This is a genomic window from Arthrobacter sp. C2, from assembly GCA_024207135.1.
GTDB lineage: Bacteria > Actinomycetota > Actinomycetes > Actinomycetales > Micrococcaceae > Paeniglutamicibacter.
Genome location: CP042428.1, coordinates 869,885 through 895,302 on the forward strand (window position 1 = coordinate 869,885; position 25,418 = coordinate 895,302).

Annotated in this window: 24 protein-coding genes and 1 tRNA gene; 10 read left to right on the plus strand and 15 right to left on the minus strand. The window is 67.7% G+C overall.

All coding sequences use genetic code 11. The annotated features are described in order from the left end of the window. Nucleotides 1–121: 121 nt before the first annotated feature. The 3 genes from FPY90_RS04015 to fabG all read right to left on the minus strand — a co-directional run bounded on the left by FPY90_RS04015 (nucleotide 122) and on the right by fabG (nucleotide 3,947). Nucleotides 122–2,134, minus strand: coding sequence for a hypothetical protein (locus tag FPY90_RS04015; protein ID WP_498683959.1), 2,013 nt, complete (start codon nucleotides 2,132–2,134; stop codon nucleotides 122–124). 145 nt (nucleotides 2,135–2,279) lie between these two features. Continuing rightward, nucleotides 2,280–2,744, minus strand: coding sequence for a GatB/YqeY domain-containing protein (locus FPY90_RS04020; RefSeq protein ID WP_071214953.1), 465 nt, complete (start codon nucleotides 2,742–2,744; stop codon nucleotides 2,280–2,282). 483 nt (nucleotides 2,745–3,227) lie between these two features. Then, complete coding sequence (gene fabG / locus FPY90_RS04025; RefSeq protein WP_071214952.1) at nucleotides 3,228–3,947, minus strand: 3-oxoacyl-ACP reductase FabG; 720 nt, start codon at nucleotides 3,945–3,947, stop codon at nucleotides 3,228–3,230. A 249-nt stretch (nucleotides 3,948–4,196) separates the two neighbouring features. Here fabG and FPY90_RS04030 point away from each other — a divergent pair, with 249 nt between their 5' ends. From FPY90_RS04030 to FPY90_RS04040, 3 genes are read left to right on the plus strand one after another with little or no spacing between them, the layout of a single operon-like run. After that, entirely contained in the window at nucleotides 4,197–4,787 is a 591-nt protein-coding gene (locus FPY90_RS04030) for a DUF3099 domain-containing protein (protein ID WP_498683962.1), read from the plus strand. After that, nucleotides 4,784–5,041, plus strand: a complete 258-nt coding sequence (locus FPY90_RS04035; protein WP_498683964.1) for an acetone carboxylase — start codon at nucleotides 4,784–4,786, stop codon at nucleotides 5,039–5,041. Before FPY90_RS04030 ends, FPY90_RS04035 begins: the two co-directional genes overlap by 4 nt. Nucleotides 5,042–5,056: 15 nt before the next feature. After that, nucleotides 5,057–5,983 carry an SURF1 family cytochrome oxidase biogenesis protein gene (locus FPY90_RS04040; RefSeq protein WP_498683965.1) on the plus strand — a complete coding sequence of 309 codons (927 nt, stop codon included), beginning with the start codon at nucleotides 5,057–5,059 and terminating at the stop codon, nucleotides 5,981–5,983. Nucleotides 5,984–6,011: 28 nt separating this feature from the next. On the opposite strand, the gene FPY90_RS04045 is transcribed toward FPY90_RS04040, so the two are convergent. From FPY90_RS04045 to FPY90_RS04060, 4 genes are all read right to left on the minus strand, one after another. Beyond that, nucleotides 6,012–6,479 (minus strand): GNAT family N-acetyltransferase, encoded by a 468-nt coding sequence (locus tag FPY90_RS04045; protein WP_498683967.1) that lies wholly within the window; start codon nucleotides 6,477–6,479, stop codon nucleotides 6,012–6,014. Between the two features lie 189 nt (nucleotides 6,480–6,668). Then, entirely contained in the window at nucleotides 6,669–8,270 is a 1,602-nt protein-coding gene (locus FPY90_RS04050; protein ID WP_071214947.1) for an ABC-F family ATP-binding cassette domain-containing protein, read from the minus strand. 111 nt (nucleotides 8,271–8,381) lie between these two features. Continuing rightward, nucleotides 8,382–9,665 (minus strand): GTP pyrophosphokinase, encoded by a 1,284-nt coding sequence (locus FPY90_RS04055; protein WP_498683970.1) that lies wholly within the window; start codon nucleotides 9,663–9,665, stop codon nucleotides 8,382–8,384. Nucleotides 9,666–9,911: 246 nt separating this feature from the next. Further along, a complete protein-coding gene (locus FPY90_RS04060) occupies nucleotides 9,912–10,736 on the minus strand; it encodes a DUF2637 domain-containing protein (protein WP_071214945.1) in 825 nt (274 codons plus the stop codon). A gap of 582 nt (nucleotides 10,737–11,318) precedes the next feature. Here FPY90_RS04060 and FPY90_RS04065 point away from each other — a divergent pair. Both FPY90_RS04065 and FPY90_RS04070 read left to right on the plus strand, forming a co-directional pair. After that, nucleotides 11,319–11,951 (plus strand): uracil-DNA glycosylase family protein, encoded by a 633-nt coding sequence (locus FPY90_RS04065; RefSeq protein ID WP_071214944.1) that lies wholly within the window; start codon nucleotides 11,319–11,321, stop codon nucleotides 11,949–11,951. Between the two features lie 46 nt (nucleotides 11,952–11,997). After that, entirely contained in the window at nucleotides 11,998–13,464 is a 1,467-nt protein-coding gene (locus FPY90_RS04070) for a DUF2079 domain-containing protein (RefSeq protein ID WP_498683971.1), read from the plus strand. Between the two features lie 107 nt (nucleotides 13,465–13,571). Here the strand turns inward: FPY90_RS04070 and FPY90_RS04075 are convergent, their stop codons facing one another. The 4 genes from FPY90_RS04075 to mptB (FPY90_RS04090) form a co-directional block, all read right to left on the minus strand. Further along, nucleotides 13,572–14,072 carry a hypothetical protein gene (locus FPY90_RS04075; protein WP_071214943.1) on the minus strand — a complete coding sequence of 167 codons (501 nt, stop codon included), beginning with the start codon at nucleotides 14,070–14,072 and terminating at the stop codon, nucleotides 13,572–13,574. A gap of 99 nt (nucleotides 14,073–14,171) precedes the next feature. Continuing rightward, nucleotides 14,172–15,497 carry a glycosyltransferase family 87 protein gene (locus FPY90_RS04080; RefSeq protein ID WP_498685499.1) on the minus strand — a complete coding sequence of 442 codons (1,326 nt, stop codon included), beginning with the start codon at nucleotides 15,495–15,497 and terminating at the stop codon, nucleotides 14,172–14,174. A 61-nt stretch (nucleotides 15,498–15,558) separates the two neighbouring features. Beyond that, nucleotides 15,559–17,163 (minus strand): polyprenol phosphomannose-dependent alpha 1,6 mannosyltransferase MptB, encoded by a 1,605-nt coding sequence (mptB, locus tag FPY90_RS04085; RefSeq protein ID WP_498683974.1) that lies wholly within the window; start codon nucleotides 17,161–17,163, stop codon nucleotides 15,559–15,561. Then, complete coding sequence (gene mptB / locus FPY90_RS04090) at nucleotides 17,160–18,710, minus strand: polyprenol phosphomannose-dependent alpha 1,6 mannosyltransferase MptB (RefSeq protein WP_307579710.1); 1,551 nt, start codon at nucleotides 18,708–18,710, stop codon at nucleotides 17,160–17,162. The genes mptB (FPY90_RS04085) and mptB (FPY90_RS04090) overlap by 4 nt, the downstream gene beginning before the upstream one ends. A gap of 386 nt (nucleotides 18,711–19,096) precedes the next feature. Here mptB (FPY90_RS04090) and FPY90_RS04095 point away from each other — a divergent pair, with 386 nt between their 5' ends. From FPY90_RS04095 to FPY90_RS04115, 5 genes are all read left to right on the plus strand, one after another. After that, nucleotides 19,097–19,270, plus strand: coding sequence for a hypothetical protein (locus tag FPY90_RS04095; protein ID WP_307579708.1), 174 nt, complete (start codon nucleotides 19,097–19,099; stop codon nucleotides 19,268–19,270). Between the two features lie 40 nt (nucleotides 19,271–19,310). Beyond that, the gene (gene orn, locus FPY90_RS04100; protein ID WP_083411241.1) at nucleotides 19,311–19,928 is read left to right on the plus strand and encodes an oligoribonuclease; all 618 of its coding nucleotides are present in this window, start codon (nucleotides 19,311–19,313) and stop codon (nucleotides 19,926–19,928) included. A gap of 139 nt (nucleotides 19,929–20,067) precedes the next feature. Then, nucleotides 20,068–20,143, plus strand: a tRNA-His gene (locus tag FPY90_RS04105). Between the two features lie 219 nt (nucleotides 20,144–20,362). Next, a complete protein-coding gene (def, locus tag FPY90_RS04110) occupies nucleotides 20,363–20,935 on the plus strand; it encodes a peptide deformylase (protein WP_307579705.1) in 573 nt (190 codons plus the stop codon). A 92-nt stretch (nucleotides 20,936–21,027) separates the two neighbouring features. Further along, complete coding sequence (locus FPY90_RS04115) at nucleotides 21,028–21,867, plus strand: acyltransferase domain-containing protein (RefSeq protein WP_498683980.1); 840 nt, start codon at nucleotides 21,028–21,030, stop codon at nucleotides 21,865–21,867. A gap of 234 nt (nucleotides 21,868–22,101) precedes the next feature. On the opposite strand, the gene FPY90_RS04120 is transcribed toward FPY90_RS04115, so the two are convergent. The 4 genes from FPY90_RS04120 to FPY90_RS04135 form a co-directional block, all read right to left on the minus strand. Next, nucleotides 22,102–23,562, minus strand: a complete 1,461-nt coding sequence (locus FPY90_RS04120; protein WP_307579701.1) for a glyceraldehyde-3-phosphate dehydrogenase — start codon at nucleotides 23,560–23,562, stop codon at nucleotides 22,102–22,104. 179 nt (nucleotides 23,563–23,741) lie between these two features. Next, nucleotides 23,742–24,755 (minus strand): alpha/beta hydrolase family protein, encoded by a 1,014-nt coding sequence (locus tag FPY90_RS04125; RefSeq protein ID WP_498683982.1) that lies wholly within the window; start codon nucleotides 24,753–24,755, stop codon nucleotides 23,742–23,744. Beyond that, the gene (locus FPY90_RS04130; protein ID WP_498683983.1) at nucleotides 24,740–25,057 is read right to left on the minus strand and encodes a hypothetical protein; all 318 of its coding nucleotides are present in this window, start codon (nucleotides 25,055–25,057) and stop codon (nucleotides 24,740–24,742) included. The genes FPY90_RS04125 and FPY90_RS04130 overlap by 16 nt, the downstream gene beginning before the upstream one ends. Before the next feature lie 65 nt (nucleotides 25,058–25,122). Beyond that, entirely contained in the window at nucleotides 25,123–25,335 is a 213-nt protein-coding gene (locus FPY90_RS04135; protein WP_071214935.1) for a hypothetical protein, read from the minus strand. Nucleotides 25,336–25,418 lie beyond the last annotated feature (83 nt).

A 25,418-nucleotide genomic window follows, 5' to 3' on the forward strand; every position in this document is an offset into this window, starting at 1 on the left:
GGTGTCCGTACAAATACCCGGACGCTGGTTCCAATCCTGCCAGCACTCCATGGGGAGCAGACTTGTAGGAATCCTCCAAACAAGTCTAGTCCAGGGCGGCCTGCTCCCGGGCAGGTGCCGCCTACTGCGCCGGCGGCACCTGCCCGGGGCTGTACCAAACCACGTCGTCGCCGAACGCGTTCTTGTAGGCCAGGCGCGGAACGGAAAGGTCGACGCCCTTGAACACCAGGTCCCCGACGGCGCATTGGCCCTGGGCAAGGGTGTCCCGGCGCAGCTGCGAGTCGCTGTCGACGAGCCGCGCGTACGCATATTCCTGATTGAGCATCGCAAAGTCCGCGGGTGCCACGCTGCGCTGCGTTTCCGGTGAAAATTCCGCGCCCTTGGTGTCGGAGCCGGCGCAGAAGCGCACCTGGACTGCCACCTGGGACTCCGCGTCTTCCGCTGCCGTCGGCCTGCGTTCGAAGCCCGTAGCGGTGATCGTGGTTCCGTTGCCCAGCTGGGCCGTCTCGCCGATGGTGATCCGCCCGGTGACCTGCGGCTCATCGATGTTGGTCACCGCGATCATCACCGCCAGGCAGGCAACGAGCGCCGCGGAGCCGGCCATCAGCCAGGCCGGCCACCGCTTGGCACGCCCGCGGCGCTGCCGCATGGATGCCGGGTCGGCGCCGTTGTTGATCAGCAGGCGCGGCAACCCGCCGAGCACCGGATCGAGGGACCGTTGAAGCACTTTGTGTCGCTTGAACAGCTGCGGGTGGAAGGTGAGCACCCGTTGGTCCTCGTCGATGATGGCCAGGGTGCCGGCCGGATCCTCCAGGACCGCAAGGATCGCTTCAATCTCCATGCGCGTTTCGTGCATGGTGCCTCCCCCATGCCCTGCCGACCGGGTGCCCAGGGCAATCGAGCCCTCGCCGATGGCCAGCGTGACGGACCTGTCGGTGGTCACGTCCCCGCCGGGCAGGGAACGAAAGATGCGTTCACGTCCGGATTTCCCGTCCCTGCCCCGTTTCCCGGCATCGAGCGGGTCGGGTGACCCCAGCTCCAGGGCCAGGTGCAGGCACTGTGTTGCCTGGCTGAGCACCTGGCGCACCCCGGCGGTGTCGGTGCCCGGATCGTCGTCGAGGCCCACCACCCTGCGTTCGCGGGCCAGCCGGGGGGAAAGCCCGTGGTGGGTCTCCCGCACCGCGTCCTCGACCCAGGGATCCGGGACCAAGGCCATGGTTCGGCTGAAGTCCATGAGCACGCGCTGCCGGGCCGCTTCCCCGAGCGGATTCTCCGCAACGAGGAAGACGCAGAACTCCGCGCCGATGCCCAGCATGTCGATGCCGATCGCGGCGGGATCCTGCCCCGCGTTGGCTGCCGTTGCCGCCAGCTGGGCGCGCAGCAGTTCCGCTGCGGCCAGCCCGGCCGCGGAGCGTGGCACCAGGGTGGAGAGCAGGACCGGGTCCTCGCTGACGGGCAGCGAACCGGTGCCGTTGCCCGTGGCACGCCGCACCAGTGTGGCCGGGCCCTCCGGCAGGGGCCCCGCGTCCGAACCGCCGACGTGTTTGGCCGTGCCGTCGGCCCATATCCGGGAAGGTTCCGCGCCCGAGTCGGTTTCGCGGACCGGGAACCCGAGACCCACCAGGGACTGGTCGGTGGTGAAAAACACCGCTCGAATCCGTTCGGACTTGGGGTCGAGCAGGGGCAGCAGCACGCGGGCACGTTCACGTGCATCGGGTGCGCTCACCTGGATCCCCGCCAATGCCGCCGCGTTGCGGCCGGTGCGCCGCACCAGGTCCGCCGGCCACACCGGGTGCTCCGGGCGCATCGCGGATGTCTGGTCGGTGACGATCCAACCGTCGAAGAGCCCCGGCAGCCGCCGCCAGGCGGCGGCGACCGTATCGGTGGCGCCACGGATCAGCAGTGTCGAGGTGTCTGTCCCCGCTTCGGCAATGACCTCGGGGAAGCCGGTGCGTCCTGCGCCCAGTTCCACGGGCCGTGCCAATTCGGTGCGCAAGGCGGAAAGTGCCATCGACAGCGAGCCGGTGGCCGCGACTTCTTCGTCAAGCAGGCCGTAGCCAAAGGTGACTCCGATCCTGGTCTGGGTGTCCTCGTCGTCGAAAAATTGCCAGTTCGTTCCGGCCCAGCCAGTCATCCAGATCCCGCATCGTGTCGAAGTGTTTACCGGTGCGTGGCCGCATCGGCTCATCAAGGCTACCGGGGCATGCGGAACGGTTTTGGTCTTCCGACCGGCCCGGCGCGCCGAAACCGATGCCCGCAGCGCGCTCCGGTGGGCCTAGCTAGGCCAGTGCAGCGCGGACCATGTTGCTCAGGGCCTTGCCGTCGAAGCGGCCGGCGACCTTCTCGGTGACCAGCTTCATGACCGAACCCATCTGGCGCATGCCCAGTTCATTGCCCTCGGCGCGCAGCGTGGCGACGGCCTCGGCGACGATGACCTTGGCCTCGTCCTCGCTCAGCGCGGCGGGCAGGTACGCCTCGATGATGGCGGCTTCCTGTTCCTCGGCGGCCGCGCGATCTCCCTGGCCGGCGTTGGTGTAGGTGACGGCGGTTTCGCGGCGGCGTGCGGCTTCCTTCTGGAGCAGGGAAATCACGGCGGCATCGTCGAGTTCAATGGGTGTCTTGCCGCCCTTTTCCCGGGTGTTGATCTCGCCGAGCAGGTTCCGCACGGTGGTGAGTTCGACCTTGTTGCCGGCCTTGAGGTGTGCGGTCATGTCCGCGCGGAGGCGGTCCTTGAGGGTTTCCATGGTGGCGTCTTCTTCCCGTCGTGGCCCGGCAGGCACGCGGTGCGGCTGCACGCGTCTTGATGCCGGTATCCCCAACAGTTTATTCGTTGCAGCGCGGGCAGGTCCCCTCCGGCGGACCGCGCCGCGGAAATCGCGGGCATTTGCACCAGGGAGCCGGAACGGCGAGGTCCCGGCTCCCCCGCGGCGGTTCCCCGGTGGCCGAGAACGGCCTTTCGGTCTGGGCTTTCGTTGGCGGTGGGGGTCGCGCATGGCGTACGCGGCCTTAAAGCGGACTAACTCAAAAATTTACCTAGATGTTAATCCTGAATATGGTTTTGAACATGCCGCAGCCGGGCGCGGAAACCGGGATCGAGGCTTCGCCCGGATGGCACGTCCGCAGCGCTGCGGTGCGCACGGAGATGCGGCCGCCACGGATGCCGTGACGGCCGTCGATCCCTGCTGTTGGCTATCCCCCGATGGCGGGGCTGCCGAGTTCGCCCGGGGTCAGTGCCCCATGCCCAGGCCGCCGTCGACCGGGATGACGGCGCCGGAGATGTAGGCGGCCTCGTCGCTGGCCACCCAGCGCACCACGTTTGCCACTTCCTCGGCCTCGGCAAAGCGGTTCGCCGGGATCGAGGCCAGGTAGCCCTTCTGCGTGGCCTCGGGCAGCGCGGCGGTCATGTCCGTGTTGATGAAACCGGGCGCCACGACGTTCGCCGTGATGCCGCGCGAGCCCAATTCGCGGGTCAGCGAGCGGGCCATGCCCACCAGGCCGGCCTTGGAAGCCGCATAGTTGATCTGCCCCGGGGAGCCGTAGAGACCCACGACCGAGGAAATCAACACCACACGGCCCTTGCGCATCTTGATCATGCCCTTGGACGCGCGCTTGATGACGCGGAACGCACCGGTGAGGTTGGTGTCGATGACCGAGGTGAAATCGTCCTCGTTCATGCGCAGCAGCAGCATGTCACGGGTGACCCCGGCGTTGGCCACCAGCACCTGGACCGGACCGTGCGCGGCCTCGACCTCGGTGAACGCGGCGTCGACGGAGGCGGTGTCGGTCACATCCGCCTTCACGCCCAGCAGGCCCTCGGGGACTTCGCCGCTGCGGTAGGTGATGGCGACCTTGTCGCCGTTGGCTTCGAAGGCCCGGGCAATGGCCAGGCCGATACCGCGGTTGCCGCCGGTGACCAGAACGCTGCGGCCGGTGGGGGTTTCGGACATGGATCCTCCATAAGGAATTGTTGGTTGTGGGTGGTGGGCTGCGGATCCAATCCTAGCCCGAGCGCGGTCCAGGTGTTCCGGCACCACGTCCGCCGCGGCTGTTGCCTGCACCCCGCCACGGCCACGGCCACCCCCGCAACCGTGGCCGGTGGACCGCGGGGCGGACGTTCGCTGCCCGCGCACCGGGCCGATTCGTACCCCGGCGCAGGTCGGTGAGACAATGATGGGTGACGGATCGACGGAAGAACTATGAGCGAGCCACATAGCAATCATCACCACCATGACCAGGGCCCACCGGTCCACCGGATCACCGAGGCCCAAGAGTCCCATGCCGCGGAGCAGCATTCCCGCGTGCTGAAGTACACCATCTCGATGTCCGTGCGCCTGGCCTGCTTCATTGCGGCCTTCTTCGTGCACGGATGGCTGCAGTGGGTGTTCCTCGCCGGGGCCATCGTGCTGCCCTACATCGCGGTGGTGATCGCCAACGGCGGTGCCGACCTGACCAAGCGCCAGCCCCCGGCGGAGTTCTTCGAGGGCGATGATCCCCGCCTGCTCACCTCCGGAACCACCGTCCCCGAAGAGGAATCACCGCCCGCCGATGCCGCGCCCCGCGACGGGGAGACCTTCGAGATCGACGAGGACGGCGAAATCATCACCGAACCCGCCACCAACCCGGAAGCCGTGCACCCGGCCCCGGCCGCATCCGCCACCTACGAATCGGATGCCGCGGGCCCCTTCCCGGCCGACGCACCGACGACCATCGACGGGTCCTTCCTGGAGGAGCCGGAACAGCCCGAACAGCCCCTGGCCGGGCAGCACCACCGCGGCGGTTCCCAGTGAGCATCTTCGATTCCCTGGGCGGCGGGGCACCGCAGGGTCCCACCGGTCCCCCGCGCTGCTCCCGCAAGGGATGCCGGGACGACGCCACCGTGCAACTGCTGTGGAACAACCCCAAGATCCACACCCCGGAACGCCGGAAAACCTGGCTGGCCTGCGGCGAGCATGCCGACTGGCTCGAAAACTACCTCTCCGAGCGGCTGCTCTTCAAGGAGCGCCTGCCGCTCGTTGACCCTGCCCCCGGCACCACCACCTAAGGAGAACAAAGCAGCGTGTATCGATTCCTGGCCAGCACCCGCTGGATCGGCTGGTTGCTCCTGGTGTGCCTCTTCGCCACCACCTTTACCTTCCTGGGCAAATGGCAGATGGACCGCCGGGAGGGCGCCCTGACCGAGATTTCCCATGTGAAACGCAACTACGACGCCGAACCGGTCCCCTTCGCCGAGGCAAAGCAGCTCTTCGAGCAATTGCCGGCCGATGGCAAGTGGACCCCGGTTTCGCTGCGCGGCAGTTACCTGGCCGAGGACCAGGTGGTGGTGCGCAACCGGATCTCCGGATCCCGCCCCGGCTACGAGGTCCTGGTCCCCTTCCGCACCCTCGAGGGGACCGTGGTGATCGTGGACCGGGGGTTCCTCCCCATCGGCAACAACAACGCCGGGCGCCCGGATGCGATCCCGGCTCCCCCGGCCGGCACCGTCGAGGTAGACGTCCGGCTCAAGGGCGGCGAGCCGAAGCTCGACCGCGGTGCTCCCGAGGGCCAGCTGGCCTCCATCGACCTGCCCACCTACGAGCAGCAGCTCGGCTACCCGGTGGCCACCGGAAGCTACGGGTTGATGTACCTGGAGGATCCGGCCGCGGCCGAGGCTCCGATCCAGCTGCAGCGTCCCGAGGAAGACGAGGGCCCGCACCTGTCCTACATGTTCCAGTGGTTCGCCTTCGGCGTGCTGGTCTTTGTGGGCTTTGGCTATGCCGCCAAGCAGCAGGCGCGGATCAACCGCGAGGACCGCGAGGAGGTTGCCGCGGCGGCCCTGCGCGGGGAGGAACCGGTGCTGCACCAGGCGCACCACATGCGCAAGAAGCCCAAGAAGCTGGTCCGCCGCGACGGCAGCCCCACCGACGAGGCCACCGAGGACGCGTACCTCGACGAACTCGAACGCCAGGCTGCCGAACGCGACGCCGGCATCTCCGGGACCAAGTAGCCTCGTCCCGGCGGATGGTTCCACCCGTTCAGGGCTTATCCGGCGCCTTCAAGGTCGCGAAGGATGCGCCCAGCGAGTCCCATTCGACGAACACCGATTGGGCGTCCACGACCGCACCCAGCGAACGATAGGTCGCCAGGGCCGCGGCGTTCGCGCGTTCGGTGCCGGTCCACATTCCCGTGCAGCCCAGCTCCAGGCCGAGGGCGGCCAGGGCGCGCAACAATGCCGTGGCGATTCCCCGCTGCCTGAACGAACCGTCCACGCCCAGTTCGTAGACGAACAACTCCGCGTCCTTGTCCGGGTGCCGCATCTCCACTCCCGAGACGAAGCCGACCGCGGTTCCGTCCCCGCTGCGCGCCAGCAGCAGGTGGTGTCCGGGCATCCCCAGGAAGGCCCGCGCGCCGTGCTCGGAGACCGGGTTGTCGAACAGCCCCGAGGCCGCGAGCAGCTCCGCCGCATCCGCCGCGGGGCCGATGTTCCACTGACTGGCGCCCATCGGTTGCTTCCTTTCCGTCGCCGGGGTTGGTTTTCGTTCCCCCTGAACGCACGGGGGCCGGTATGCCGAAGCTACCGCGGGTCCGTGCCGCGCGCAAGATGCCGGCGAGGGGCCGGCCCGGGACACGGAAAAGCCCGCCCTCGCCCCGGGGTGCCACTGGCACAAGGGGGAAGGCGGGCCGAATCCGGGTTAGGCCAGGGTGACAAGCTCCAGGTAGGAGTCGTTCCACAAATCCTCGTCGCCGTCGGGCAGCAGCACCACGCGGTCCGGGTTCAACGCGGCAACCGCGCCCTCGTCGTGGGACACCATGACCACGGCGCCCGTGAAGTTGGACAGCGCGCCGAGGATCTCGGCGCGCGAGGCCGGGTCCAGGTTGTTGGTGGGCTCATCGAGCAGCAGCACGTTGGCGCTGGAGGCCACGATCGTGGCCAGGGCCAGGCGGGTCTTCTCGCCGCCGGAGAGCACCCCGGCCGGCTTGGAGACGTCGTCGCCGGAGAACATGAAGGAACCCAGGATGCCGCGCACCTCCGCGTCGCCCATGTGGCTCGGGGCCGCCGAGCGCATGTTTTCCAGCACCGAACGGTCCACGTCCAGGGTGTCGTGCTCCTGGGCGAAGTACCCGATCTTCAGGCCGTGGCCCGGGACCAGGTCGCCGGTGTCGGGGCTGGACACCCCGGCGAGCATGCGCAGCAGCGTGGTCTTGCCCGCGCCGTTCAGGCCCAGGATGACGACCTTGGAGCCGCGGTCGATGGCCAGGGAGACATCGGTGAAGATCTCCAGCGAACCGTAGGACTTCGACAGGCCCTCGGCCATCAGCGGGGTCTTGCCGCAGGGGGCCGGATCCGGGAAGCGCAGGTTTGCGACGCGGTCGGCGACGCGGACCTCGTCCAGCCCGCCCATCAACCGGTCCACGCGCTTGAGCATGGACTGCGCAGCGGAGGCACCCGAGGCGCGGGCCTTCATCTTGTTGGCCTGCGCCAGCAAGGTGGTGGCCTTCTTCTCGGTGTTGGCGCGCTCGCGCTTGCGGGCCCGCTCGTCGGTCTCGCGCTGCTGCAGGTAGCGCTTCCAGCCCAGGTTGTACACGTCCATGCTGGCGCGGTTGGCGTCCAGGTGGATGACCTTGTTGACGGTTGCCTCGAGCAGCGAGGTGTCGTGCGAGATGACCAGCAGGCCGCCCTGGTGGTTGGCCAGGAAGCCGCGCAGCCAGGTGATCGAGTCCGCGTCAAGGTGGTTGGTGGGCTCATCGAGCAGCAGCGTCTCGGCATCCGCGTACAGGATGCGGGCCAGTTCCACGCGGCGGCGCTGGCCGCCGGAGAGGGTGGACAGTGCCTGGTTGAGCAGGCGCTCGGGCAGGGCCAAGTTGTTGGAGATCGCCGCGGCCTCGGACTCGGCCGCGTACCCGCCGCCGGCAATGAACTCGGCCTCGATGCGGTCGTACTGGCGCATGGCCTTCGCTGCCACCGCGGCATCCTCGGAGGCCATGTCGTCCTGGCACTTCTTGAGCTTGCCGACGATGACGTCCAGGCCGCGGGCCGAAAGGATGCGGTCGCGGGCAAGCTGCTCCATGTTGGGGGTGCGCGGATCCTGCGGCAGGTAGCCGATGGTTCCGGTGGAGGTGACCGAGCCGCCTGCGGGCGCCGTTTCCCCGGCAAGCACGCGGGTCATGGTGGTCTTTCCGGCACCATTGCGCCCGACGAGGCCGATCTTGTCGCCCTTGTCGATGCGGAACGAGACGCCCTCCATGAGAAGGCGTGCGCCGGCGCGCAGCTCCAAATCGGCAACGGAAATCACGGTGACCCTTTCGGTAAAGTTTTGGGGCCCTGTTGGGCAACCTACCCAGTCTACGCGGGTCAACCGCACTTTGGCCCGAAGATGCGTCGAATCTCACGCCGCCGGGGCGCTTCAGGACCTGGCGCTGCCGCCCTTGGTTGGCTGGGGCTCGGCCTTCGCTCCGGCGGACTTGGCCGTGCCCTTGGCGTCCGGCTTTGCGTCGGCCTTGGCATCAACCTTCGCTTCGGCCTTCTCCACCTGCACGTCGTTCGGCTTGGCCGGGGATGCCGAGGACCCGGCCGCGGGCGCCGGGACGGGCTTGTCCGCAGCCTGCTTGGCCCGGTACGCATCCATCTGCACCAGGCGGCGGCGCAACGAATCGGCGCGGTGCGCGTCCCCGCCGCTGGTGGCCTGGATGTGGTGGGTGCCGAAGTGCCACAGCAGCACATCGTCGAGCAATCGGTCCGGGCCCGGCGAGTAGCGGTGGTCCAGGGCCGCACGCACCGAGGTGATGACATTGGGCTGGAGCAGCGCGGCGAATTCCCGGGTGCCGGAGAGGTCGTGGGCGGCCAGCAGTTCCGCGGCCCAGCCCCAGTCGTCGTCGGACTTGCGGTCCACGTGCGGCAGCAGCGTCTGCCAGATGAACTGGATGCGCTCGGCAGTCAGCGGAACGGCGCCCTCGCCCTCGGCGTCCCAGAACCCGGTGACGGTCTGGAAGCGTTCGTGCAGCTCGGAGAACTGGTCTTCCACGGCCTCGAGCATCGCGGCGGTGGCGGTGAACTGCCTGTCGATGTGCGGGCTCCAGGCGCGCGGCTCGGCGTTCTTGAAGCGGATGTCGTGCTCGATCTCGCTCCAGGCGTGGGACAGGATGGTGCGGATCTGCACCTCGAAGACGAAGTTCCCGGTGATGCGGATGTCCCCGCCGAGCTTCGCCTGGAAGTCGCGGACCACTTCCTCGCCACGGGTCTTGAGGATCAGGTGGCGCGAGGAATATCCGTAGGTTCCCGACTCCACCGAGCCGATGTCCTTCTCCCGGTCCGAGCGGCAGTCGAAGTCGGAGCGGCGTCGCTTGATCAGGTTGGCCGCCTCGCGGATCTCGTGCGGCAGCTTCACGATCACGCGCACGCCCACCAGGTCGTGGATCTCGCGCACCGGATTGGGGAACTCCAGGGCCGGCTCCTCGCCCTCCTCCCCCACCAGCATGCGGGAGGCCTTGTCGCGGAAGGACGACACGGTCTTGACGCGGCTGACGACGAACAGCGGGGTGTTCTCCGTCTCGTCGAAGAGCGACTCGATCCGGGTCCGCATGGACTCTGCAACGCGTTCGAGCATCGGGCGGGCTACGGCATAGCGCTCCACACTGGCGCTGACTTCTTCACGCAATGATTCGTCCAGGGTTTCCCAGGGGGTGCCCACACGTGCCTCCTACATACAAACGGCTGGTTGGGGGTGCTCTTGGATCAGCCTATCAACCGGCACCGGCCCGGCACCGCGAAGGCACGGCGGAGGGAGCATTGCCCGTCCCGACATGAGGGTGCGCCCTGGCGCGGAAAAGCCCGCGGCCCGGTGCCGGGGGCATTTCCCCCGGCAACACCGGAACGCGGGCCTGGCCGACCTGCCTCGGCCACCCACCTCGCCGTTGCGGCAAGGTTGACTGGTGGATCAGTTCTTGGAATCCAGCGACTGCGCAACCTCGTCATAGAGCGGGGAGGCGCCGGTGCCGGCCATGGCCTGCACCTTGCCCGAAGCTCCCGGCTTGGCTCCGTTGGAGGAAGCCGCCTGGTTCTTCGCAGCGCCGGCCTTGGCTGCGGCGTTCGGCGCGGTGCTTGCACCGGCCATCGCGGCGACTGGAGCCTTCTTGGCTTCGGCTAGGCCCTCGGCGCGTGCCCGTGCGGTCGCCTCGGCCAGCTGGTCCTTGGCAGCGGCGAGGCGCTCGGCCTCGGCGGCCTGCGCATCGTTCATGGCCGCCTGGAAACCGTCGTCGTAGGCCAGCCCGTATTTCTCGGATTCGACGGCTTCCTCGTCGTAGTCCGCAGCCGCGCGCAGCTCGGCGGCTTCGGCCTTCTTCTGGTACATGTGCACCGTCAGGTGGGTGATGGCCAGCAGGACCACCGGAGGCATCGCGGCCACGAGCGCCGAGACCAGCGGGGGCACGCCGTTGGAGATGGAGTCGACCGTGAGGATCGCGTGGGTCGAGTTGGCTGCGGTGGAGACGATGGCACCGAAGAACAGCAGCGTCCAGGGGTAGATCATTGCGCGGCGGTTGTGGCCGTTGAGCGCGACGATGGCCACGGTGGAGGCCACGATCATGCCGTCAATGATGATCGGCCAGATCCATGCCAGGTTCGCGTCGATGCCCGAACGCTGCGCCAGGTCGGTCAAGGCCGCGAAGGACAGCACGAACGCGCCCACGGCGATCAGGACGGTGGCGGCCACCGCGGTGCGCAAGACGGCCTTGTGCGGTTCGTTCGGGATCTTTTCATTCATCTGGCTTCGATGCCTCAATCATTTGTGGGTCTGGTGTTGCGCTAACAGTGGTCGGCCGAACCTGCCCAGGGCATGGTTCCCCCATGGCGGACCAGACCCAATTCTATGCGCTGGCTTCACCCGTTCCGGACCAACGATCCTTTCGGCGTCCGCGGCAACCGCCGTCAAATGCCGATCCGCCATCGAGGAACCGCTCCCCTGCCCGAATCGCCGAAGAACGCTTTCCACGCGGGGCGCACCATGCGTGGAGCTCCCGCCACCGGACGGCGGCGGGAGCGGGCCGCCATCCCGTGCGCGGATTAGGCCATCAATTGTGCGGCGAGGCCCCGGAGCTTGTGCCAATGATCACCACCGGCCGCCCACGGCCAAGCCTGCCCAAAGCGGCCCGGAGCGGCTATTGTTAAGCGTGGATCAACCTTGCGTTCACCATGGGGCACGCCAGCCACCGGAACCACCTCGATCCCACTCCCCACCCCAGCTCTAGCAGCATTGACACGGTAATCGACGTGCACCGCCCTCGGCGGCGCGCGCTTGATGCGATCGGCCGTGCCTTACGTACCACAGCAGGAGAAGCTCACCTTCATGACAGCAATTGCCCCGGACCACGTCGAAAATTCCCTCATGGAACGCCGCTACGAGGACCAGATCGAACCCGTCAACCGTCTTCTGGACGAGACCCGGGCCCTTCGACCTGAGACCTCCGTATCCTTCGTTGATCCGATGCACAACATCGAGGAAGCACGCATCATCTCGCTGTTCTCCAACATCGGCGTCGCCAACGAGACCGGTTTCATCGACGCCGGGTCGCAGGAAGCCTCCACCCGCATGCTGGGCATGCAGTGGCAGCTGGGGCTGCGTCCGGAGTACATCCTGCCGTGGAACGTGCACCCGTGGCACACCCCGGGCGAGGCCAACGGCAAGTTCACCCCGCCGCAGATCACCTCCGGCCTCAAGCCGCTGCTGCGCCTGCTCAAGGTCGTGCCGCGCGCATCGGTCCTGATCGCCCACGGCACCGAGGCACACCGCCTCTCCGAACAACTGGTCAAGACCCAGAACCCGCTGCTGTGGCGCCGCGGCTTCAAGACCTACAAGGTCAAGTCCCTCGACGGCCGCGCCTTCGCCGGTTCCCCGGAACGCCAGCAGGCACACCTCGAGGAAATCTACGCGGCCTACGCCGACGCGATGGCCCGCACCGGTCTGGCCCCCGCCAAGTAACACCATCGAATCGCCCGCGCAGCGACTTGCAGATAAACTCGAGTCCATGCCCCACAACACCCCCGCTTCCGTGAGCCGTGCCCAGAAACTCCAACTGGGACTGGCAATGGCCCTGGCGGGGGTGTTGTACGTTGCGCACTCCTTCCTGCGCTTTGCCAACTTCGAGTCCCGCGGCTACGACCTGGGGATCTTCGACCAGGCGGCGCGGCAGTACGCCATGTTCAAGGCACCGATCGTGCCGATCAAGGGCGTGGACTTCAACCTGCTCGGCGACCACTTCCACCCGATCCTGGTGCTGCTGGCCCCGTTCTACTGGATCTGGAACGACCCGCGGATGCTTTCCATCGTGCTGGCACTGCTGCTGGTTTCCACCGCGATCCCGGTCTACCTGTTCACCCGCACACGCTTCGGGCACCTCGGGGCGCTGCTGACCGCCTCGGCGATGCTGCTGTGGTGGCCGTTCCAGGCGATCGTGAACTGGGAATTCCACGAGGTCGCCTTCGGCGTGCCGATCATGGGGTGGATCATCTGGGCCTTCGACCGAGGCCGTTATTGGCTGGTCGTCGGGCTATCGGCCTCGCTGCTGCTGGTGCGCGAGGACATGGGCATCACCATGGTCGCGGTGGGCATCGTGCTGCTCTTCCACCGGCAGTGGGCCAAGGCCGCGCTGACCGCGGCCCTGGGCCTGGGCGGCTACGTCGTGGTGACCAGCTACCTGATCCCGCTCTTCTCCCCCGCCGGCGAATTCACCTACTGGCAGTACACCGCGCTGGGTGCCGGCGCCGGGGCTGCCATCGTCTTCCTGCTCACCCACCCGTTCCAGTCGATCGCGATCCTGTTCAACCACCAGCTCAAGGTGGCGTTGTGGCTGCTCAGCTTCGTGCCGCTGGCGCTGCTGCCGCTGGCCTCCCCCTACGTGATCCTGGGTGCCCCGTTGCTGCTCAGCCGGCTGTTCAACGACCGGCTGAACACCTGGGCCCCGGTCTACCAGTACGACGCGATCATGGCCCCGATCCTGATCCTCTCCGCCGTGCACGTGCTCGGCAAGCTCATGGACCGCTTCGGCTGGAAAAAAATCCGGGTCATTGCACCGGCCTGGCTGCTGGCCTTCGGGCTGGTCGGCACGCTGTTCTTCCATTCGGTGTTTCCGCTCGGGCGCACGCTCACCGGGGCCAACTGGGCGCCGGGCACGCTGGTCGCCGCCAAGGAACGCGCCGTGGCGATGATCCCCGACGGGGTGTGCGTCGAGGCCGCCGACACGTTGGTGCCGCACCTGACCACCCGCACCTATGTCGGCCTGCACGGGGACATCGGCACCGACCTTTCCAGCTGGATGATCATTGACTTCAACGAGCAGGAACTCGGCGGCTGGGACCCGCTGAACCCTCCCCAGGCCCTGGACCGGGCACACGCCCTGGGCTTCACGCAGGTGGCACCGATCGACGACGGGCTGCTGGTGCTGCACCGCGACATCCCGGTGAACCCGGTCTGCTCGGACTACCTCAAGCGCTGAGGCCGCCAGGCACGCAACCCAGCACCTGCCCAAGGCGTCGCTTCCCGGACCTGCTGCTCCACCCAGTGACCGGCACCGAGCCTCCCGGACGCGCCGGGAATCGCCACTCACCGCGTCGTGCGCGGCCGCTCCGCCAGGCGAGAACGGCCCCCGGCCAGCAGACGGCAGAGCAGGATCAGCAGCGCGATGCCGCCGCCGAGAACCAGGTTCATCGCCAGACCACCCTGGGCCGGGGCTTCGCCCTCGGATGCCACCACGTGCGCCATCCCGAAGCCCATCACCGCGGCCGGATAGTAGATCCCCAGGCCAATGAGGCCACATGCAACAAGGGCACCGGAGACTGCACCGAGCCGTGAACGATGGATGGCGAAGAGCACCAGGGCGCTGGCGAGGGTGAAGAGGCTTCCCGCCACGAGGTTCCCCAGATGTGAACCTGGCTGAAACGCCGCATAGGCGTCCCACAGGCTGCGCCCGCTGGACAGGATGCCCGCCCGTGGCATCACCAGGTACACGGACACCATTCCGGCCAGCCACAGGGTTGCCCCCACGCCGGTTGCCAGCGGCCGGGTACGGAAACGCAAAGGCAGGATGGGACCCGTTTTCTTCATGGGTACCATCCTGCCAGTGCCACGCGCCGATCCGTGCCGAGGCCCGCGGGCCCCCGGTGAGGGTGCCGGCCAGGGATCCTCAGGCCAGGGCATCCGGAATCAGAGTTCGGATCCTGCCTTACGCCCCAGCACGAACTTGTCCCCGAGGTTCTCCAGCGGGCCGGCCAGCGGGTCGTCGAGCCCCTCGGACCTGACCACGTCGCGATCCGGGTTCCGGATGTCCCCGATGATCTTAATGCAGAGGTACACCAGCATCGCCATGTGCGCGACGATGCCGATCCCGTAGAGGATCTCGATCGCCCAGGAATCCCCGAAGTACTTCAGCCCGGAGACCCACTTGGCGCTCCAGAGCCAGACGAACACCCAGTGGAACACCTCGATGCCCTGCCACAGAAGGAATTCGCGCCACTTGGGGCGGGCCAGCACGTAGAGCGGGATCAGCCACATCACGAACTGCGGCGAGTAGACCTTGCCGAAGAGCAGGAACGCGGCAACGATCAGGAACGCCAGCTGCGCCATGCGCGGGCGGCGCACGGCGCTCAGGCCCAGCCAGGCGATGCCCAGGCAGGCGATCCCGAAGAGCCCGTTGGACAGGTAGGACATGGTCGAGCCGTCCATCCCGGTCCAGACGAAGGCCAGCCACATCGAGGAGTTCCCCGCCGGGCGGTCCCCGGAGAAGGTGTAGAACCGGCTCCATTCGTCGAACGCCGTGAGCATGAACGGCACATTGACCGCCAGCCAGGCCACGACGCCGGAGGCCAGCGAGACCCAGAAGTGCCGCATCCGCCCGGTGCGCAGGCACAACACCAGGATCGCCCCGAAGAGGAAGAACGGGTAGAGCTTGGCGGCGGCGCCCAGGCCCAGCAGCACCCCGGCCAGCACGATGTGCTTGCGGGAGAAGGCCAGCAGGCCGGTCATTGCCAGCATCACCGCCAGCAGGTCCCAGTTCAGCTGGCTGGTCAGGATGATGCCCGGGGCCAGCGCCACCATGATCGCATCCCGGCTGCGGTGCCGCGCTGCGTAGGCCACCGCGACGACGACCACGGCCCAGCAGACGAAGGACACCGCGGAGTTCACGTCGAAGTAGGCCAGCTGGCGTTCGGCGCTGAACCCGATGCCGGGGATCACCATGGCGGTGAGCCCGGCCATGATCGCCAGCAGCACCGGGTATTCCAGGGCCTGCTCGGCCGGCAGCCCGGTGAAGTAGGGGAAGAGCTTGTCGGCCATGCCGCGGGTGCCGAAGAGCTGGGTGAAGTCCGAATAGCACATGTGCAGGTGCTGTTCGGCGTCGGGCCAGCCGTTGATGCGGCACCATTGCTTGGTGAGCACCGCCAGCGAAGCGCCGATCACGGTGAGGACCAGCAGCCCGATGATGACCGGACGGGTTGCCTCGCGGGCGGTGAACAGGTTCTTGACCGGTTGCATCACGATCCGGTTGCCTCGTTTCTGGGTGTTGGGGTGGAAAGTCGGTGTGTGGGCGGCGGTGCTAGTTGCTGCCCTGGCGCAGCGGCCGGCGCCTGTCGGCACCGAAGATGGCCGCCGTCTTGGGGTCGATGAACACCAGGTAGGCCATGTAGGCCAGGGTGGTGGCTGCGGCAAAGAGGCGCACCGCCAGCAGCGAGAACCACTGGCCGATGGACAACTGGTCCACCACCCCGGAGAGCAGCACCAGCAGGCACAGGATGTACAGGGCGCGTTCCCAGTTCACCGGGTAGCGGCGGGACAGCGCGAAGAAGGGGATCAGCCACAACAGGTACCAGGGCTGGATGATGGGCGCCAGCACCACCGCGGCTCCCAGGGCATAGCCGGCGTAGAGCAGCGGGGGTCCGGCCGGGCGGCGGATGGCCAGCCAGAAGACGATGGCCAGGGAGGCCATCCGGAAGACCGTGAACACGATCCCGGCGATGAACCACAGGTCCCCGCCGGCCAGCGAACCGATCCAGCCGGCGAGCATGCCCAGCAGCCCGACCGGCGCGTAGGGGAAGGCCGCGGACCCGGCACCGGCCATCGCGGGGATCCAGCCGAACCACAGGCCCGAAGCCCAGCCCAGCAGCGCCATCACGGCACCGGCCACGGCACCGGTGTAGGCCCAGGCGCGGATCTTCGCGCCCAGGCCGGCGTTGGCCGCCACCATCGCCAGGCCGAGGAAGGGCAGCACCAGCACCACGATGGGCTTGATCGCGATCGCGGCGCTGGCGGCGAGGATCCCGGCCAGGCGGCGCTTGCGCAGCACCAGCACGAAGCCGAGCAGCACCCCGCCGACCATCAGCCCGTCGTTGTGCACCCCGCCGACCATGTTCAGCAGGAACAGCGGGTTGGCCACCGAGATCCACAGCGGCCAGGCCGCATCCCGGCCCGCGGCCCGGGCCAGCGCCACCACGGCCCAGGCGCACAGCGCCACCCCGGCCACGGCCACCAGGCGCATCAGCGCCACCCCGTACTCGGGCACCCCGCCGGAGACGAAGTACACGAACCGGGCGTACATCAAGAACAGCGGCCCGTAGGGCGAGGTGGATTCGGCCCACAGCGAGTCCGAACCCTGCGCGAACCAGCCCGGCAGCTGGGAGACCCACTCGGTGTAGGGCGAGAGCCCGGCATGCATCAGCCGGCCCTGGCCCAGGTAGGAGTACACGTCCTTGGACAGGATCGGGAAGGAGAACAGCAGCGGGATCGACCAGACCCAGATGGACTTGACGACCACCGCCACCGGGTTGGCCTCATCGGCCTGGGCGCGCTGGCGCAGCCGCAGCCAGGCGCGGAAGAGCAGCATCGAGCCCAGGGCCAGCAGCAGCGTGCAGACGATCACCCCGAGCATTTCCACGCGCAGCGGCAGCAGCACCTTCGCCCGGGCCAGCAGGGATTCCTGCGAGCTGGGGATCCAGCCCACGCCCCAGGACCCGACCATCACCATGATCGAGGCGAGCAGCCCCTGGGCGATGGCGATGTCCGGGGTGTTCTCCCCGCCGCCGGTGAGGTGGCGCAACCCCGGGACCCGGGAGCTGCGCTGGCGCAGCGTCTCCAGGGCGCGGGTGGCGCGAACGAAGCGGCGGCCGGGTGCCGGCGGCGAAGCCGGGCGCGGGGCGGGGCTCACGGCGTAGGCACCCCGGGATCGCGGCGCACCGGTCCGGTTCCGCGGCGCAGCCGGGCCGGCAGCGTCGCGGCAAAAAGTTGCTTGGTGCGCGGGTCCAGAAACGCCAGGTAGACCATCGCCACCCAGGAAATCCCCGTGGACAGGTGCTTGACCCAGGGGTCGAGGTCGGAGAGGAACTGCCAGATGAAGATCTGGTCCGCGGCGCCGAAGGCGATGAAGAACGCGGTGGTGAAGTAGACCCAGAGCAGCTGCCAGTCGTCCCGGATGCCGGTGATGGCGAAGAAGGGCAGCAGCCACAGGATGTACCAGGGCTGGATGATCGGCGAGAGGACCACCAGCGCGGAGAAGGCCAGGGCCATGCGCTGGACGAGGTGCGAGTGCTTGCCCTTGAAGATCAGCACCAGCACGAGTCCCACCGAGGCGAGCCGGCCGACAAGCTTGAGGACCGGCAGCAGCCAGTCGGTGGGCAGCCCGATGGTCCCCAGCGCGCCCGAGAGCACGGAGTTCAACGCGCCCACCGGGGCGAAGACGACGGTGCCGGTGCCGGTGCCCAGCATCACGGTCAGCCAGCCGAAACCGTACCCGTTGGCCCAGCCGATGATCGCCATGATGATGCCCACCAGCGACGCGGTGTACACCCAGTAGCGGATCTTGCGTCCCCAGCTTGCCCCGGACCCGGCCCAGAGCAGCCCGATGAACGGCAGCAGCACCAGGGTGATGGGCTTGACGCCGATGGACGCGGCGATCAGCACCACCCCGAGCACGCCGCGGCGCGTGGCCGCGTAGTAGGTCCCGGCCAGTGCCAGGCCGACCATCAGCGAGTCGTTGTGCGCGGAGGCGACGAAGCTGATCAAAAACAGCGGGTTGGCCACCGAGATCCAGGTGGCCTTGGCGCCGGAGACGTTGTGCAGCGCGGCGATCTTGGGCACGTAGACCATGCACAGGATCACCCCGAGGAAGGCGACGAGGCGGAAGAGCAGCACCGAGGCGTCCGGGCTCGTGCCCACCAGCCGATTCACCCAGTACTCCACGTTCAGGTAGAGCGGGCCATAGGGGGTCTCGGATTCAGCCCAGGTGATGTCCGCGCCCAGTTGGAACCAGTTGTTCAGCGTGGAGATGCCATCGACGTAGGGATCCTGCCCGGCGGCCACCAGCCGGCCCTGGCCGATGTAGGCGAAGACGTCGCGGGAGAAGATCGGCAGCGCGGCCAGCATCGGGACGCTCCAGGCCCAGACCGCCTTCTTCACCACGGCCAGGGACCCCTCGGGCCAGCCGGCCAGTTGCTGGCCCAGCCGCAACCAGGCACGGAACAGGATCCAGCATCCCAGGGTCAGCACGACGGTGCCGGTGATGACCCCGGAGTACTCGGTGCGGATCGCGATCAGCAGCGGGTAGCGGTTCAACGGGGAGGCACTGGCCAGCCAGCCGATGGCGTAGGAGCCCAGCAGGATCATGACCGATCCGATGGTGCCCTGGATCAACGGGGACAGGTGCGGCCCGCGGCCCGCACGGACCTTGGCGCCGGCGGTGGATCGCACGTCGTTCATCTGCGCCCCGCTCCTGGTTCGTCGTATCTTGGCTGTAGGTTCCGGCCGGCGTGTCCCATGGGGTGCCGACCCGGAAATTTGCGCGCTTCCGTGGCGCGCAAGGGCGCGGCGGTCCGCGCAAAAATCAAGTCCGATCCTAGCACCGCAAGCAGGGTTTGCCCGGGAGGCAAGGCCCGGGTGCGCGCGAGCTCACACCACCATTCTCTCCCCGTGCGCCCCGGGCGGACCCCCTTGCCGGCGCATCGGCCACCCGCCGCGGCCCGGATGCTGGCGTGGCTAACAAGCCGGCGCCCGGGATGCCTGCATAGGCTTGGAGCAGGTACATCGATCACAAGCGGAAACGAGGCCACACCGTGGGCAGGCGTGCAAAGAGCGTACGGAATCCGGTGCGCAACCATTCGCTGCTGGGATGGGGCATCTTCCTCTCCCTGCTGCTGGGCATCGCCTCCCCTCAGTTGGGCATGAGCCTGGTGGCCTCGATGGCGCTGGCCGGAACGGGACTGGCGGTCTTTGTGATGCTATGGCTGCTCTCGGCAACGCGCGGCTCCTCCGGGCAGTAGCCGGGCCCCCGCCGGGGTGTCATCGGGTAAATTGGGGTCCGTGCCTATTTCAGCTGAAAAAATTGTGTGGATCGACTGCGAGATGACGGGCCTTAGCCTGGAATCGGACGCATTGATCGAAGTTGCGGTCCTGGTGACGGACGCCGAGCTCAACATCCTGGGTGACGGGGTCGACGTGGTGATCAAGCCCCCCGCGGCCGCCATGGAGCAGATGGGCGACTTCGTGCGCAACATGCACACCAGCAGCGGGCTGATCACCGAGCTGGATGCCGGCTTGGAGATGGCCGACGCGCAGAAGATCGTCATGGACTACATCCGCTCCCACGCCCCGGAGCCCAACAAGGCTTTGCTGGCCGGAAACTCCGTGGGCACCGACAAGAACTTCCTCGCCCGGGACATGCCCGAGGTCACCGACCACCTGCACTACCGGATCCTGGATGTCTCCACCCTCAAGGAGCTGGCCCGCCGCTGGTACCCCCGCGCCTTCTTCGCCGCCCCGGCCAAGACCGGCAACCACCGCGCCCTGGGCGACATCCGCGATTCCATCGAGGAACTGAAGTACTACCGGGCCACCGTCATGGTCCCCGCCCCGGGCCCGGATTCCGCGTCGGCAAAGGCCGCCGCGGCCCAAATCGTTGCCCAAAGGCCAGCTGATTAGGCACTGTGTCGCACAACACAGGCCCTGAGGCCCTTTTCGAGTTGGCACTCCACCTCGATATGTGTGTAAGATAGTTCTCGTTGCCCAGCAGTTCGGAAGAGATTCCGGGCCAAGGACAACTAGCCTCAGGGCGAACTTGGTGGGTATAGCTCAGTCGGCAGAGCGTCTGGTTGTGGTCCAGAAGGTCGCGGGTTCAATCCCCGTTACTCACCCCAATGAAGCCGCTCCGGATCAATCCGGAGCGGCTTTTGCCATTCCACCGTGGTTCCGGTTTTTCCGGCGGGCGGGTCAGGCACCAGCCCACCCGGCGTCCGGCGTTGTGATTCAGCGCGGGGCAGGGCTATCGTCGTGGTTGGCCACGCACCTGGTCGCGCCCGGGGCCTCCCGCTCCCCCATCCGCACACCGTTTTACGAAAAAGCACTGAGGAGAAGTCTTGAGCATTCGTCCGGTCACCATCTACGGCGAACCCGTGCTGCACACGCGCGCGAAGGAAGTCACCGAGTTCAACGACGAACTTCGTGCCCTGATCACCGACATGTACGACACCATGGATGCGGCCAACGGCGTCGGGCTGGCCGCCCCGCAGATCGGCGTGGGGTTGCGCATCTTCACCTACGAGTACGCGCACGACGACGATGCCCCCACCCGTGGCGTGGTCGTGAACCCGGTGCTGACGCTCTCGAAGATCTCCGGTGCCGCCCCGGACCCGGAAGAGGACATCGAGGGCTGTCTGTCGGCCCCGGCCCTGAACTTCCCGCTCAAGCGCGCCGAGTTCGCCCGCATCGAAGGCTTCGACGGCGACGGCAACCCGGTGGCCTTCGACGCCACCGGCTGGTTTGCCCGCATCATGCAGCACGAGTACGACCACCTCGACGGTTACCTCTACGTCGACAAGCTGCCCGAGAAATGGGCCAGGCGCTGGAAGAAGGCCAAGAAGTCCCTCGAATGGGGGGTTCCCGGGCTGACCTGGATGCCCGGCACCGATGAGGACCCGTTCGGCCACTAGCCCGAGCGCCGTTTCCCGCCGCCGGCATACCTCGCGGCACACGCCCCCCGTCGATGCACCCACAGGCGCTCCCCGCCAGCAAGCAGGTCACCATGATTGAGCAGCTTCACCCGCGAATCGTTGCGGCGGTCCTCGAATTGTGCGCCGTTCCGGAACCCGACGTTGCCGCTTGCACGGCCATGCTGCGCACCGAAGCCGGGGAACCGGTGCTCAGCGCACTGGCCGCCCTTGATGCGCGCTGGGGCTCGTTCCCGGCCGAGGGGCTGCGGGCGCTGCCCGGCGTCGATTCCCGGGCCTGGATCGAGGCGCTGCTGCGCTTCGCCCCGGTGGCGGCCGCACGCATGGAAGGGATGCGGATTCCCGCAGCGGTGATCGAGGCGACCCTGGCGGATATCGGTGCGCAACTGCACTGGCACCGCCGCACGCACGGGGGCTTCGGGCTCGACACCGCGTGGTGGACCACCCTGCACCTGTCCGGTTCGCTGTTCCGGCTGGGACGCCTGCAATTCCACCTGCACCGCGACCCGGCAAACGGTCCCTGGGCGGTGGGCCTCCACATCCCCGAAGACGGAGCGCTGGATCCCGGCTCCGTCGATGCGTCGCTGCGGCTTGCCGCCACCTTCTTTGCGGAGCACTTCCCCGCACAGCGCATCGACCATGCCTACTGCGATTCCTGGCTGCTCGATCCGCATCTTGCCGACGAACTGCCGAACTCGAACATGGCCGGATTCGCCGCCCGCTTCACGAACGTCGAGCTGCGCGAGGAGCCGGGCGACGCGCTGTACTTCACCTTCCAGGTACCCGCGGACGCGGAGATCTCAACGCTGCCGAGGGACTCGTCCCTGCAGCGGGTGGTGCTCGAACGCATCGAGAATGGCGGTTCATGGCAGGTGGGCAAGGGTCTTGCGCCCTGGCCGATGCCCGTCGGCTGAATCCCGCCCGCTATACGTGGGGTTCGAAGGGCAACCGGGTGGGGAATACTCGGTGTCCCGCCCCTCGGGCCCGGGAGGCAGCCCCGCCCAACCGCTTCCAGGCTGCCGCCGTGCCCGCACCCGGGATTCCGGCGAGCAACGCCACCGATGCCCGGGTTTCGGCGTTAAAGCCGAAGCGGGCCGCACCCTCCTTCGATTCTGAAGAAGGGTGCGGCCCGCCTTGCGGACGTGCTGCTAGACGCCTGCGACCTGGACCGCGGCGATGGCGGGCACGGCGACCGGGTGGGTGCCGGCCATGGTTTCGATGACGCGCACCACCTGGCAGGAGTAGCCGAATTCGTTGTCGTACCAGACGTAGACGACGGCGTTCTTGTCCGAGACGATGGTGGCCAGGCCGTCAACGATGCCCGCACGGCGCGATCCGACGAAGTCGGTGGAGACCACCTCGGGCGAATCGATGTAGTCGATCTGCTTGTGCAGTTCGGCACCCAGCGAGGTCTCGCGCAGGTAGCTGTTCAGCTCTTCCTTGGTGGTCCCGTTTTCCAGGTTCAGGTTCAGGATCGCCATGGAAACGTCCGGGGTGGGGACGCGGATGGCGTTGCCGGTCAGCTTGCCCTCGAGTTCCGGAAGGGCCTTGGCCACGGCCTTGGCGGCACCGGTCTCGGTGATGACCATGTTCAGCACCGCCGAGCGTCCACGGCGCTCGCCCTTGTGGAAGTTGTCGATCAGGTTCTGGTCGTTGGTGAACGAGTGAACCGTCTCGACGTGTCCGTGCACGACGCCGTAGCGGTCGTTCAGCGCCTTGAGCACCGGGGTGATGGCGTTGGTGGTGCAGGATGCGGCGGTGACGATCTTGTCATCGGCGGTGATATCGGTGTGGTTGATGCCGTGGACGATGTTCTTCAGGTTGCCCTTGCCCGGTGCTGTGAGCAGCACGCGGGAGACGCCCTTGGCGGCCAGGTGCTGGGACAGGCCGGCCTCGTCGCGCCAGCGGCCGGTGTTGTCAACGACGATGGCGTTGTCGATGCCGTAGGAGGTGTAGTCGACGGTGGCCGGGTCGTTCGAGTAGATGACCTGGATCAGCGTGCCGTTGGCGAGGATGGTGTTGTTTTCCTCGTCCACGGTGATCGATCCGTCGAACGGCCCGTGGACCGAGTCACGGCGCAGCAGCGAGGCGCGCTTGACCAGGTCGTCGTCCGAGCCCTTGCGCACGACGATGGCGCGCAGGCGCAGTCCGTAGCCTCCGCGTTCGATGAGGATGCGGGCCAGCAGCCGGCCGATGCGGCCAAAGCCGTAGAGGACCACGTCGGTCGGCTCGGCGTCCGTGGCGCCGGCCTTGCCGACCTTTTCGCCCAGTTCCTCGATGAGGAAGGCGTTCAGGTCAGTGGAACCGGATTCGACGAACTTCTTGTTCAGGCGGCCCAGGTCGACCGCGACGGCGCCGACGTTCAGGGCGTCAATGGCCTGCAGCAGCGGCATGGTCTGCTCGATGGAGAGCTCTTCGCCCTCGACACGGCGAACCACGCGGTGTGCCTTCAGGATGTTGATGACCGACTGGTTGATCAGCTTGCGGCCATAAATGGAGGTCACCACGTTGTTGTTGCGGTACAGGCGCCCGATCAACGGGATCATGGCCTCGGCGAGCTCTTCGCGCCCGCTCCATTCCTGTAGGGCTTCGACAGACTGCTGGGTCACTGAAAATCCTTCCGATTCAGCCGGCTGGCGATCCTCTAGCCGGTTGTTACCGCTAAAGCACCTTTGCAGAAGCGGTTGTTTGAGGGGGTAGCAGGATCATTCCCCCGTGGAGCGCTATGGCCCACCATCCATTCTAGTATGCGTGCGCGGCGATCTTCGGCACGGGCCGGTGAGGTCTCTCACACCCGTCGTGGCGCCGGGCCCGCGCCGCTGCTGGGCGGGAACCTCTCCCCGGTGCCGGGCAGGTTTCCGCTTGACGCCCACGGGTCGATGCCGTGCTCGAGCCAGGAGACGGTCTGGCGCCAGAACGTGTCGCGGTAGCTGTCGTGAAAGAGCCCGAAGTGCCCGATGCCCTCGCGCCCGTAGTCCCGCGGTTCCAGGTGGTGCGTGCTGGCCGGTGCCCGCGGGGTGGCGGCCAGGGCGCGGGCCATGGCCGAGGCGGTGGCATAGGGGTCGTCGGTGGGTGCCACCGCGAGGATCGGTGTGCGCAGCGCCCGCTGGGCTTCGCGCATCCGTTCGCGTTGGCCGGCCGGTGCGTTGCCGGTGAAGTCCTTGCGGCTGCGCGCCCAGTCCAGGGCGATTCCCCGGGGCAGGTCCTCGAGCCAGCCGCGCCGCTTGCCCGGGAAGAATCCGTGCACCAGCGTGGACAGCGGCATGGACAGGTGCCATCGGGCGAGGAATCGTGAGCGGTGCCCCGTGGCGTAGTCGCGCCAATGGGCGTGTTGTGCCCCGACGGTCAGGATACGGGTGAGGTGCCGGGATTCCGGTGCCAGGCCCACGCCGAATCCACCAAAGCTGTGGCCGACAAAGAACAGCGGGAGGCCTTCGTGGCCGGTCCGTGCCCAGCGCAGTGCGGCGTCGATGTCCCGGGCTCCCCAGTCGTGCCAGCGGGCCCGGAATCCGCGCAGGGTGGCGGGCGCGGAGGCGCCAATGCCGCGGTAGTCGAAGGTCACCGCGATGAATCCGTTCGCGGCAAGGAAAGCAGCGTAGCGGCGGTAGTAGCGGGCGAGCACGCCGGTTGCCGCAGCAATGACGACGACGCCCTGGGGTACGCCGCCGGCGGGAGCGACCTGGGGCACCGTTGCTTCGAACACGTGCCCGTGCAGGACCTGGCCGTCATCGCAGGTGATCTCGATTGGCGCGAGACCAGCCGTGTTCCGGTGCGCCCGCGCGGGATCTAGCGCGGGGTCCATGGTTCCCCGGGCGTGTCCTCGGAACCGTCCGCGGCTTCGTGCGGGTGCTTGGGAGGGCTGTGCGGGAAGCCAGCCAGCGGGTCGCGGTCCTGCCCCTGGGCGGACTCATGGACCTGGCGCTTTTGCTCCTCCCGGGCCTGCTGGGCGGCCGAGCCGGAGGGTTGGTAAAAGTTGTTCAAGGCATCGAAGACGCCACCGGCGCCGTTTCCTCCACCATCGGTGGGGAACGTGAACTTCGAGGCGGCCCAGAGCAATCCGAGGCACAGCACCGGTATCGCGATCAGCCAGAAAAGCCACTCCATGACTTGAGTCTAATGCCGGGCCCACCTGCTGGCCGCTCGGCTCCCTGCTGCCGCCCGGTTCCGGCTCATGCGACTTGCAACCTACGGGGCGTCACCTGTGGTTCTTCCGAAGCGGCCAGCTGGGCGGCTTGGGCGGCATCCGAAGCCTGGGCGGCGGGGATCCCGTGGTCCAGGGCTGCAGCCATGATGGCCTCGAGGGCCTCGATTCGTTCGTTCAGGAGAATCCGTGCGGAGGCCACGTCCTCGGCGGCGGCACGGATCAATTCCAGCTGGTGCACGGTGGAGTCCTTTCAATCGCGTCGAAATCTGCAGGCAAAATTGTAGCCAAGGCATCGACCCTGCTCAACCCGTCACCGGCTGG